7 protein-coding genes and 5 pseudogenes are annotated in these 11201 nt (G+C 49.5%); 5 read left to right on the forward strand and 7 right to left on the reverse strand.

Going from position 1 to position 11201, the window contains the following annotated elements:
- Nucleotides 1-124 precede the first annotated feature (124 nt).
- Nucleotides 125-2353 (reverse strand): annotated as a pseudogene (locus tag ACMWKK_RS25210) (Tn3-like element Tn3 family transposase); the annotation flags it as partial.
- Nucleotides 2354-2366: 13 nt separating this feature from the next.
- Here ACMWKK_RS25210 and ACMWKK_RS25215 point away from each other — a divergent pair.
- Nucleotides 2367-2711: pseudogene (locus ACMWKK_RS25215) on the forward strand (WbuC family cupin fold metalloprotein); the annotation flags it as partial.
- A 46-nt stretch (nt 2712-2757) separates the two neighbouring features.
- Here ACMWKK_RS25215 and ACMWKK_RS25220 read toward each other — a convergent pair.
- The 3 genes and pseudogenes from ACMWKK_RS25220 to ACMWKK_RS25230 form a co-directional block, all read right to left on the reverse strand.
- Nucleotides 2758-3633, reverse strand: coding sequence for an extended-spectrum class A beta-lactamase CTX-M-15 (locus tag ACMWKK_RS25220; protein ID WP_000239590.1), 876 nt, complete (start codon nt 3631-3633; stop codon nt 2758-2760).
- 255 nt (nt 3634-3888) lie between these two features.
- Entirely contained in the window at nt 3889-5151 is a 1263-nt protein-coding gene (locus tag ACMWKK_RS25225) for an IS1380-like element ISEcp1 family transposase (protein ID WP_000608644.1), read from the reverse strand.
- A gap of 193 nt (nt 5152-5344) precedes the next feature.
- Nucleotides 5345-5551, reverse strand: a pseudogene (locus ACMWKK_RS25230) (DUF4158 domain-containing protein); the annotation flags it as partial.
- A 163-nt stretch (nt 5552-5714) separates the two neighbouring features.
- On the opposite strand from ACMWKK_RS25230, the gene ACMWKK_RS25235 reads away from it, so the two are divergent.
- The 3 genes and pseudogenes from ACMWKK_RS25235 to ACMWKK_RS25245 all read left to right on the forward strand — a co-directional run.
- Complete coding sequence (locus ACMWKK_RS25235) at nt 5715-6272, forward strand: recombinase family protein (RefSeq protein ID WP_193227456.1); 558 nt, start codon at nt 5715-5717, stop codon at nt 6270-6272.
- A gap of 182 nt (nt 6273-6454) precedes the next feature.
- Nucleotides 6455-7315 (forward strand): broad-spectrum class A beta-lactamase TEM-1, encoded by an 861-nt coding sequence (locus ACMWKK_RS25240; RefSeq protein WP_000027057.1) that lies wholly within the window; start codon nt 6455-6457, stop codon nt 7313-7315.
- A gap of 209 nt (nt 7316-7524) precedes the next feature.
- Nucleotides 7525-7929 (forward strand): annotated as a pseudogene (locus tag ACMWKK_RS25245) (IS91 family transposase); the annotation flags it as partial.
- Between the two features lie 106 nt (nt 7930-8035).
- Here ACMWKK_RS25245 and ACMWKK_RS25250 read toward each other — a convergent pair.
- Genes ACMWKK_RS25250 through sul2 form a run of 3 tightly spaced genes read right to left on the reverse strand, consistent with a single transcriptional unit; the run spans nt 8036 to nt 10551 of the window.
- Nucleotides 8036-8872, reverse strand: coding sequence for an aminoglycoside O-phosphotransferase APH(6)-Id (locus tag ACMWKK_RS25250; protein ID WP_000480968.1), 837 nt, complete (start codon nt 8870-8872; stop codon nt 8036-8038).
- Nucleotides 8872-9675: an aminoglycoside O-phosphotransferase APH(3'')-Ib gene (gene aph(3'')-Ib / locus ACMWKK_RS25255; protein WP_001082319.1), complete on the reverse strand. Its 804-nt coding sequence runs from the start codon at nt 9673-9675 to the stop codon at nt 8872-8874. Before aph(3'')-Ib ends, ACMWKK_RS25250 begins: the two co-directional genes overlap by 1 nt.
- A gap of 60 nt (nt 9676-9735) precedes the next feature.
- On the reverse strand, nt 9736-10551 hold the full coding sequence (sul2, locus tag ACMWKK_RS25260) for a sulfonamide-resistant dihydropteroate synthase Sul2 (protein ID WP_001043260.1): 816 nt from the start codon (nt 10549-10551) through the stop codon (nt 9736-9738).
- A 329-nt stretch (nt 10552-10880) separates the two neighbouring features.
- Between sul2 and ACMWKK_RS25265 the strand changes: the two are divergent.
- A pseudogene (locus ACMWKK_RS25265) lies at nt 10881-10985 on the forward strand (Arm DNA-binding domain-containing protein); the annotation flags it as partial.
- Between the last annotated feature and the right edge of the window lie 216 nt (nt 10986-11201).

Genomic DNA, 11201 nt, shown 5'->3' on the forward strand with positions numbered 1-11201 from the left:
GCGTACGGCCCACAGAATGATGTCACGCTGAAAATGCCGGCCTTTGAATGGGTTCATGTGCAGCTCCATCAGCAAAAGGGGATGATAAGTTTATCACCACCGACTATTTGCAACAGTGCCCTATTTTTCGGGGATCTGATTGCCCTCTGGCAATATCATTCAGCACGCCATAGTCGGCATCATGGTCCATTCGCCAGAAAACCGAAGCACCGGCATCAGCCAGGCGTGGAGAAAACTGGTATCCCAGCAGCCAGAAAAGGCCAAAGACAAGTTCGCTGGCACCTGCTGTATCGGTCATAATTTCGGTTGGATTCAGCCCGGTCTCCTGTTCCAGAAGACCTTCCAGCACAAAGATAGAGTCCCTCAGCGTCCCCGGTATAACGATGCCATGAAAGCCGGAATACTGATCGGACACAAAGTTGTACCAGGTGATCCCTCTGTTATTACCAAAGTATTTGCGGTTCGGTCCGGCATTGATTGTTCTGACTGGCGTAACAAAGCGCATTCCATCTGCAGATGCCACTTCTCCTCCACCCCATATCTGTGCCAGTGGCAGCGTTGCCTGAAAATCAACCAGTCTGGCATTAGCGCTGGTGATAGTTTCAGCCCGCAGATAGTTCGCTTTTGTCCAGTTCAGCCGGTGTCGGGTCAGTGCAGGAACATTTGATCTGATCAGTGGTTCCAGACCGATATTGCAGGCTTCAGCCATCAGCACGGCGCTGATGCTGACGGGCAGATCATCAACTCTGGCACTGGCTTCACTAGCATGGAAAAACTCATCAGCAAATCCGGTATGGGCGTTAATTTCGAGCAGCAACTCCGTTAAATCCACCGGAGGGAGTAGATCACTGATCATTTTGCTCAGTCGTTTCAGACTGTCCGGCTCATCAAGACTGGCGAGGGGAGAAATTGTCAACCGGGGCTTCGGGCCAGAAACATCGAGTTCGACAGCCTCATTTTCGCAAAGACGTGCAGCAACCTGTCTGTAACGACTATCAAGCTGATGACCCAGAGATTTTATTGCTTCCTGCGGGTCTGTCGGGTGCCCCAAAGAACGATAAACCTTAATCCGGTTTGCCTGCCAGTCAGCACCCTGTAGTAATCTTGCACGAGGATCTCCCCACCGGTTACTGCCGGTAACGTAGACATCCCTCCGCCTCAGACTATCCTGCAGTTTACTGAGAAAGCAGAGCGTGTATCCCCTGCGGGTGATATGTTTTTCCTTGTTAATCACCAGCCGTTTCCATGACCGACTGATAATTTCCGTTGGTGCGTCGTCAAAAAACTGCCGCCGTGAGCTGAACTCCCGGCTGAGGTAGTCACAGGCATTCAGAGTGGTAACCCCGGCAGGTGCGGATGAAAATTTAACGGTATTCAGCAGATGGGGCAGGAAACGACGAACGCGCCCGTACTGCTCCACCATTTCTTCATGAAAATTATCGTCTGAGGGCCGGGCAATTTCACGGACAAGCGTGATGATTTCAGCCAGCTTTTGCCTTGGGATGTAGCTGAACACCTCAGCACGAATCGATTCGTCCGGTGTTTCTTCTTTCAGCAGGTACGAACATGCGCTGGCGAGCGCCAATGCAGATTTATCCAGATCCTTCAGCGAGCGGAGCCGTTTTTTCTGCCCAATCTTTCTGGCGTCACGGATGATAACGGCCAGCATGGCGTCCAGAACGTCCAATGCATCATCCAGCGCCAGCGTTTCCCATGCAAGGACAAAGGCAACCAGAACCGCCATCCTTTTCTGCGGTGACATCCTGGCAATATTGAACACCGAAGTCATACCAGCATAACGTGCGAGATTTTTCAGGCGCACAGCCGGGAGTGTACTCAGGTTTTCAGCATGCAGGCCAAAATCGTTCAGAGTTTTCCAGCGTTCAATTGCTTCATTAAACGCCGGACCACTGATGGTCACAGGGCCCTTTTTCAGTGATTCCAGTAAAGACAGGCGGCTGCAATCAGTTGGCCCCAGCAGCATCTCCAGCTGTGAACGCTGTTCGGCTGACGGTATCAGTGCCAGTTTGTTCCACAGGCGCAACGTCGCCTTTTCCCTTACCTCTGAAATCAACCGGGTCAGCGTAGTGGCTCCGGGGAGAATAATACGATGTTGCATAAGCCACCCTGTCGCCAGATCGAAAAGCAGGCCAGGACGTTCGTTGCTTATCCAGCTCCGGGTATATAAAAGACGGGTAAGGCGAAATGTCCAGGGCCAGGCAAATTCACGATACTGATAGTGCTGACGTATCAGCGCTGCATGCTCACGGCGGGTATTTTCCCTCTGACCGTATTCTGCAAGAACGGTGATATCACGAATCCCGAGCTGTCTGGCGGTAAAATGCCGGACGCCGGAAGGAATATGACCTGGGACCTACGTGCGCCCGCACCGACACCCTCACACCTTCGAGCTACTGTTGCCATTAAGGGGTCGTTTCGTGGTGCTGAATTTTGACGATCGGGGTACCGTCACCCATCGGGCGATATTGGGGGAAACCTGTACGGTGCTGGAGATGGCCGCAGGAACCTGGCATGCCGTGCTGTCGCTGGATACCGGTGGCATAATTTTTGAAGTAAAACACGGTGGCTATCAACCCGTGGCTGCCGATGACTATGCGCACTGGGCTCCAGCGGAAGGAGAACCAGGAACCACGGAGCTTATGGCCTGGTATGCGCAAGCGCAGGTGGGCGACAGCACTTTTGCCGTCTAAGGCGATAAACAAAAACGGAATGAGTTTCCCCATTCCGTTTCCGCTATTACAAACCGTCGGTGACGATTTTAGCCGCCGACGCTAATACATCGCGACGGCTTTCTGCCTTAGGTTGAGGCTGGGTGAAGTAAGTGACCAGAATCAGCGGCGCACGATCTTTTGGCCAGATCACCGCGATATCGTTGGTGGTGCCATAGCCACCGCTGCCGGTTTTATCCCCCACAACCCAGGAAGCAGGCAGTCCAGCCTGAATGCTCGCTGCACCGGTGGTATTGCCTTTCATCCATGTCACCAGCTGCGCCCGTTGGCTGTCGCCCAATGCTTTACCCAGCGTCAGATTCCGCAGAGTTTGCGCCATTGCCCGAGGTGAAGTGGTATCACGCGGATCGCCCGGAATGGCGGTGTTTAACGTCGGCTCGGTACGGTCGAGACGGAACGTTTCGTCTCCCAGCTGTCGGGCGAACGCGGTGACGCTAGCCGGGCCGCCAACGTGAGCAATCAGCTTATTCATCGCCACGTTATCGCTGTACTGTAGCGCGGCCGCGCTAAGCTCAGCCAGTGACATCGTCCCATTGACGTGCTTTTCCGCAATCGGATTATAGTTAACAAGGTCAGATTTTTTGATCTCAACTCGCTGATTTAACAGATTCGGTTCGCTTTCACTTTTCTTCAGCACCGCGGCCGCGGCCATCACTTTACTGGTGCTGCACATCGCAAAGCGCTCATCAGCACGATAAAGTATTTGCGAATTATCTGCTGTGTTAATCAATGCCACACCCAGTCTGCCTCCCGACTGCCGCTCTAATTCGGCAAGTTTTTGCTGTACGTCCGCCGTTTGCGCATACAGCGGCACACTTCCTAACAACAGCGTGACGGTTGCCGTCGCCATCAGCGTGAACTGGCGCAGTGATTTTTTAACCATGGGATTCCTTATTCTGGAAGATACGAAATAACAACAACATGAATAGTCCCTAAATTCCACGTGTGTTTTTTATTAGCTTCAAAAATCACTATTTCACGAAGAATTTAGACTGCTTCTCACACATTGTAACATTATTTACAACCACCTTTCAATCATTTTTGATAAATCATTGATTTCATCTTTGCTGCAATGATACTTAATAAACTCTGCAAGTTATCCACAGAGCAACACTCAATTTTATTGATGATATTCTTATTATACCAGACATTTTTCATACACTCCCTTGTACGGATAGTTTTCCGACAACTTCATGATTACATATCTTGCGGTTTTGATTATTTTTGCTGCAAGAAATACATACTTCAAACGAAAGGTCTTTATTTGCTGTCTGTATTCTGAAGAGTCCAAGGAATCAAACTTGAACAACAAAAATAGGTTATATGAAAGCATCATCATTTGAAACACGGCTTCATTCGCCCAAAATGACTTTAGCAAGAGATGACCCACCGCCATGTCGTATTTGGCTTCTTTGATATAGTTTTCAGCATTACCACGCTTTTCATAGTATATAACTACTTTTTCAGAAAGCAAGGTAGTATTTGTTACAAAGAAAAAGTAGTCGTATTCGGAACCTTCTAAAAGTGATAATTGTGCTCTTTCTTTTTCTGGTTTCAGTACGCGAGATACGACAAATCTTCTGTCTTTTTCCCATTTAACTAATTTTGTATACAGTTCTGTAGTTTCTCTACCTTCTTCTCCTTTAACGAATACAATTGATGAATTCGTTGCTTGTGAGGTGAGTGTAGAATAACTTTTGGCTTTAATTAAATATTTGCATCCAAGAGATTCTATCGTTTCGATAATTTTTTCATCAAAGTAGCCACTATCCATTCGAAATAAAATTTCTAAATCGTCTGATTTGATGTTAGCAACAATTTCTTTGATCATTTCCGCAGCACCGTTTGCAGTGTAAGTATTGCCACTTCTTACAAATCCGGTAACATATGCTTTTAATTCGTCGCAAAATGCAAATTGGATATTGTAGCATCGGTTTCCCAGTTTCTTAGGATTATATCCTTTTGACGCACCTTCTTGATGACCTTCTACGTTAATTACACTACTATCAATATCAATCGTAATGGATGTCAATTTACTTTTAGTGAGCAGTTTTTTAAAGACTTTAAAATTAATGTCTCTAAACATTTGGGTTGTCTTGAAGTTGAAGTTTCCTAGAAACCGTGACACTGTTTCAGGTTCTTTTACGGAAATATCAAACTCGTTGACGAGGGGATCATTTTGAAGTAGCTTTAGACGTTCTAACTTATCAATGCCAATGAAGTGACCGCAGAGCATGGTCTTTATATGATTCATCTTGATTTTATTTGTTGAGTCATTATCAAATACGAGGTCATTTTCAATAAAATCAAAAATCCCATTGCTTTTTGCATTCTCAAGGAGCAGAAAAAGACCTGCATTTGATGTTAGATTCTTAGCTTTGAAATCAATTTTATTAATCATAATTAGAACCCCTTTTTACTACTTTTCTTACTATTATTTTACCATATATCGAGTCATAAAAGCTGATAATTTAACATATTTTTGAGCACTTTTCTTTCACCCAATGGGTGAAAGCTGAATTTCGAAGGAATGCATATTTATCAAGGCTTTGATTATGCTTTTTGAAGTACTGACGTAGAATCTAGGTATGATTCATATCGGTGAGGAAGGTGCCCAGAAAACGGACACATCCAATTTGCAGGGCAATGCCCAGACGGTTGTGATCACCTCTGCTTTTTCCGATAAATTCCTTGTCTGCTTCATCAAGGTGAAAATATCGTGCCAGCTGAAGCTCATCCGGTTCACCGGTGAATCTGCCATAGCTTTCAGTCTGCTCAGTGGTCAGAAAGTCAACGGGCATATCGGCCTCCCTGCCTGACGGGCATTTAGTAACATTTTTCCAACCGTACGAAATGTTATAAATTATCGGACATCGTAAAACTGTTACATTAATATGTCTATTAAATCGTAAATTTGTAATAATAGACATGAGTTGTCCGATATTCGATTTAAGGTACATTTTTATGCGACTTTTTGGTTACGCTCGGGTCTCAACCAGTCAGCAGTCTCTTGATCTTCAGGTCAGAGCACTCAAAGACGTAGGTGTGAAAGCAAACCGTATATTTACCGATAAGGCATCCGGCAGTTCAACAGACCGGGAAGGGCTGGATTTGCTGAGGATGAAGGTGGAGGAAGGTGATGTCATTCTGGTTAAGAAGCTCGACCGTCTTGGCCGCGACACTGCCGATATGATCCAACTGATAAAGGAATTTGACGCTCAGGGCGTGGCAGTCCGGTTCATTGATGACGGGATCAGTACCGACGGTGATATGGGGCAAATGGTGGTCACCATCCTGTCGGCTGTGGCACAGGCTGAACGCCGGAGGATCCTAGAACGCACGAATGAGGGCCGACAGGAAGCAAAGCTGAAAGGAATCAAATTTGGCCGCAGGCGTACCGTGGACAGGAACGTCGTGCTGACGCTTCATCAGAAGGGCACTGGTGCAACGGAAATTGCTCATCAGCTCAGTATTGCCCGCTCCACGGTTTATAAAATTCTTGAAGACGAAAGGGCCTCGTGATACGCCTATTTTTATAGGTTAATGTCATGATAATAATGGTTTCTTAGACGTCAGGTGGCACTTTTCGGGGAAATGTGCGCGGAACCCCTATTTGTTTATTTTTCTAAATACATTCAAATATGTATCCGCTCATGAGACAATAACCCTGGTAAATGCTTCAATAATATTGAAAAAGGAAGAGTATGAGTATTCAACATTTTCGTGTCGCCCTTATTCCCTTTTTTGCGGCATTTTGCCTTCCTGTTTTTGCTCACCCAGAAACGCTGGTGAAAGTAAAAGATGCTGAAGATCAGTTGGGTGCACGAGTGGGTTACATCGAACTGGATCTCAACAGCGGTAAGATCCTTGAGAGTTTTCGCCCCGAAGAACGTTTTCCAATGATGAGCACTTTTAAAGTTCTGCTATGTGGTGCGGTATTATCCCGTGTTGACGCCGGGCAAGAGCAACTCGGTCGCCGCATACACTATTCTCAGAATGACTTGGTTGAGTACTCACCAGTCACAGAAAAGCATCTTACGGATGGCATGACAGTAAGAGAATTATGCAGTGCTGCCATAACCATGAGTGATAACACTGCTGCCAACTTACTTCTGACAACGATCGGAGGACCGAAGGAGCTAACCGCTTTTTTGCACAACATGGGGGATCATGTAACTCGCCTTGATCGTTGGGAACCGGAGCTGAATGAAGCCATACCAAACGACGAGCGTGACACCACGATGCCTGCAGCAATGGCAACAACGTTGCGCAAACTATTAACTGGCGAACTACTTACTCTAGCTTCCCGGCAACAATTAATAGACTGGATGGAGGCGGATAAAGTTGCAGGACCACTTCTGCGCTCGGCCCTTCCGGCTGGCTGGTTTATTGCTGATAAATCTGGAGCCGGTGAGCGTGGGTCTCGCGGTATCATTGCAGCACTGGGGCCAGATGGTAAGCCCTCCCGTATCGTAGTTATCTACACGACGGGGAGTCAGGCAACTATGGATGAACGAAATAGACAGATCGCTGAGATAGGTGCCTCACTGATTAAGCATTGGTAACTGTCAGACCAAGTTTACTCATATATACTTTAGATTGATTTAAAACTTCATTTTTAATTTAAAAGGATCTAGGTGAAGATCCTTTTTGATAATCTCATGACCAAAATCCCTTAACGTGAGTTTTCGTTCCACTGAGCGTCAGACCCCTAAAAGAACTTTCCGCTAAGCGATAGACTGTATGTAAACACAGTATTGCAAGGACGCGGAACATGCCTCATGTGGCGGCCAGGACGGCCAGCCGGGATCGGGATACTGGTCGTTACCAGAGCCACCGACCCGAGCAAACCCTTCTCTATCAGATCGTTGACGAGTATTACCCGGCATTCGCTGCGCTTATGGCAGAGCAGGGAAAGGAATTGCCGGGCTATGTGCAACGGGAATTTGAAGAATTTCTCCAATGCGGGCGGCTGGAGCATGGCTTTCTACGGGTTCGCTGCGAGTCTTGCCACGCCGAGCACCTGGTCGCTTTCAGCTGTAAGCGTCGCGGTTTCTGCCCGAGCTGTGGGGCGCGGCGGATGGCCGAAAGTGCCGCCTTGCTGGTTGATGAAGTACTGCCTGAACAACCCATGCGTCAGTGGGTGTTGAGCTTCCCGTTTCAGCTGCGTTTCCTGTTTGGGGTCGTTTGCGGGAAGGGGCGGAATCCTACGCTAAGGCTTTGGCCAGCGATATTCTCCGGTGAGATTGATGTGTTCCCAGGGGATAGGAGAAGTCGCTTGATATCTAGTATGACGTCTGTCGCACCTGCTTGATCGCGGCCGCGATAGCTAGATCGCGTTGCTCCTCTTCTCCATCCGCGTTCCAAGCTGCGGAAAGGCACCCATAAGCGTACGCCTGGTCGAGCAGGCGACGCGGATCGACGTCCAGCGCACGAGAGAATGCGTCCGCCATCTGTGCAATGCGTCTAGGATCGAGACAAAGGTCGTCTCTGTCAGCCGGATCGTAGAACATATTGGCGGCGCCAAAGCCCACTTCACCGACCAGACCGACGGGATCTATCACCAGCCAGCCGCGACTGGAGAACATGATGTTTTCATGATGCAGATCGCCATGTAGCCCACGCAGTTCCGAGGCATTGCTCATCATTTGATCGGCTATAATCGCCGCGTGGACGTAGTCAGTTTGACAACCTGCGTTTTGATCATCGCGCGCCCGCTGAAACAAAGCTGCAAAGCGATCCCGGATCGGGAGAAGGGCAGAAGGCAGGGGTTCCTCAGATGCGGCATACAGCTTCGCCATTAGTTCCGCTGCAATTTCGGTCGCCTGGTAGTCGCCGTGCTCGGCAACGATGTGAGAGAGCATTCGCTCCCCGGCATATTCGAGCAACATCAGATTGTTCTCACGACCGAGCAACCGGACTGCTCCCCTCCCATTGCGCCATACCAGATAGTCGGCCCCGCGCAGTTCATCAGCAATGTCTTCTATAGGTTTCAATCCCTTGACGATTGCAGGAGTCCCGTCTGGCAATGAAACTTTCCAAACGAGGCTGGAAAAGGTGTCCGCAATGAGAACAGGTTGCGAAACGTGCCAATGAGCAGGAAAAACAGGCGGCATGAACATCAACCCCAAGTCAGAGGGTCCAATCGCAGATAGAAGGCAAGGCGTTCGCGGTCGGGGGCTTCGATCCCCAATACATTGAATAGGACAGCGAAGGCGCGCTCTGCTTCATCTGGCGCTGCCCAGTTCTCTTCGGCGTTAGCAATCATGAGTGCCAAATCGGCATAGCGATCTGCTGTTCCGAGCCGCCCAAGGTCGATCAGACCCGTGCATTGAAGAGTTTTAGGGTCCACCATGAAGTTCGGCATGCAGGGATCACCATGGCAAACAACCATATCGGTGCGCTCTTGGTCGAGCCGCACCGGTAGCTCTCGTTCGACACGAGCCAAAAGATCGAGCTGCGGCGTACTCTTGTCCTCGTCCGGTAAGAAGTCGGGATTGACGGCATTGCGGGACACCACATCAACGGCGCGTCCGAACATTCGCGACAGCCTGCGCTCAAACGGACATTGATCAACCGATAGGCTGTGAACAGCGCCAAGTTGCTGCCCCATTGACGGCCACGCTTTGAGCAAATCCGCTCCAGACAGATCAGCCGCCGGTACTCCCGGAATTGCCGTTATCACCAAGCATGCACCCTCCTGTTCCTCCTGCCAGTTGATGACCTCGGGGCAAGCCACACCTCGACCTTTGAGCCAAATGAGGCGGTCACGCTCTCCAGCGAGCTCACCGCGGCGGGAAGCAGGTGCGATTTTCGCGAAGGCATGCCCGTCACCACGTCGAAAAACAAAATCACCAGATTCTCCGCCTCTGACAGGCAACCAGTCAGAATGCGATTCACCAAAAAAAATATTAGTTCGATTCAATGGAGGTTCCTTCAGTTTTCTGATGAAGCGCGAATATAGAGAAATATCCCGAATGTGCAGTTAACGAATTCTTGCGGTTTCTTTCAGCGCCGCCAATACCGCCAGCCCGTCGCGCAAGGGGCGCGGCTCGTGTGTGCGGATGAAGTCAGCTCCACCTGCGGCGGCGGCAAGCTCTGCAGCGAGTGTCGCGGCCCCGACATCCCCCGGACCACGGCCTGTGAGCGCGCGCAGAAAGGATTTGCGCGAAACAGACAGAAGCACCGGCAAATCGAAGCGCAGCCGCAATTCATCGAACCGCGCCAGCACCGAGAGCGAGGTTTCGGGAGCAGCCCCCAGAAAAAACCCCATGCCGGGATCAAGGACAAGGCGGTTGCGTTTGATACCGGCACCCGTCAGCGCCGCGATGCGCGCGTCAAAGAACGCCGCAATGTGATCCATGATGTCGCCAGCGGGTGCCTCGCGCCGATCTGCCTGCCCGTCTTGCACCGAATGCATAACGACGAGTTTGGCAGATGATTTCGCCAATTGCGGATAGAACGCAGCGTCTGGAAAACCGCGAATATCATTGAGATAGGCCACACCACGCGACAAGGCATAGGCTTGCGTCGCGGGTTGATAACTGTCGAGCGAGACGGGAATGCCATCTGCCTTGAGCGCGTCCAGCACCGGCGCGATACGCGCGATTTCTGTGTCGGACGAAACAGGCGCGGCGTCGGGATTGCTGGATGCCGGACCGAGGTCGATCACATCTGCCCCCTCGGCCATCAGCTTACGCGCCTGCGCAATGGCTGCGTCTGGCGCCAGATACCGGCCTCCATCGGAGAAACTGTCCGAGGTTATGTTGACGATGCCGAAAATGATGAGCGATTTATTCATGGGGGCTTCTATAATAATAATAATCGAGCATGAGTCTCATACGGATGCTCGGGTCGAAAGGGAATCCCCAGGCGAGTAACCTGTTTGCGGTGCTCCATTAGCTGCAGGAGCAGAATAGCATACATCTGGAAGCAAAGCCAGGAAAGCGGCCTATGGAGCTGTGCGGCAGCGCTCAGTAGGCAATTTTTCAAAATATTGTTAAGCCTTTTCTGAGCATGGTATTTTTCATGGTATTACCAATTAGCAGGAAAATAAGCCATTGAATATAAAAGATAAAAATGTCTTGTTTACAATAGAGTGGGTATCGGAGACGAAGAAGGACAAGGTACATGCTGACCGATACCAAGCTGCGCAATCTCAAGCCCAGGGACAAACTCTACAAAGTGAATGACCGGGAAGGTCTCTATGTGGGGGTCGCCTCAGAAAACGGAATCTATGGTCACTCCCGTTTTTGCAACACCGATTTTGACGACAAGTTGGCTTGCTTGAATCTATCCGGCGTCTGAATGGGATTTTATTCCCGCGCCTCGATGAGTTCCGCGCCTGATGAACCTCCAGAAAATATACGGCTTCAATGAGCCTTTCCGTTTTACAGGTTCCTCAACAGGCCGGTGGGCCGTTAGTATCATCAATATCAGTATTCGCAAAAC

Source organism: Enterobacter sp. 01-M-03-SI-ECC (genome assembly GCF_047530215.1).
In the GTDB taxonomy this organism is placed as follows: domain Bacteria; phylum Pseudomonadota; class Gammaproteobacteria; order Enterobacterales; family Enterobacteriaceae; genus Enterobacter; species Enterobacter chengduensis.

Bases quoted from the DNA above. Each gene is read 5' to 3' on its own strand.
- ACMWKK_RS25225 (WP_000608644.1), bottom strand. From the start codon at position 5,151: ATGATTAATAAAATTGATTTCAAAGCTAAGAATCTAACATCAAATGCA.
- ACMWKK_RS25250 (WP_000480968.1), bottom strand. From the start codon at position 8,872: ATGTTCATGCCGCCTGTTTTTCCTGCTCATTGGCACGTTTCGCAACCT.
- sul2 (WP_001043260.1), bottom strand. From the start codon at position 10,551: ATGAATAAATCGCTCATCATTTTCGGCATCGTCAACATAACCTCGGAC.
- ACMWKK_RS25220 (WP_000239590.1), bottom strand. From the start codon at position 3,633: ATGGTTAAAAAATCACTGCGCCAGTTCACGCTGATGGCGACGGCAACC.
- ACMWKK_RS25235 (WP_193227456.1), top strand. From the start codon at position 5,715: ATGCGACTTTTTGGTTACGCTCGGGTCTCAACCAGTCAGCAGTCTCTT.
- ACMWKK_RS25240 (WP_000027057.1), top strand. From the start codon at position 6,455: ATGAGTATTCAACATTTTCGTGTCGCCCTTATTCCCTTTTTTGCGGCA.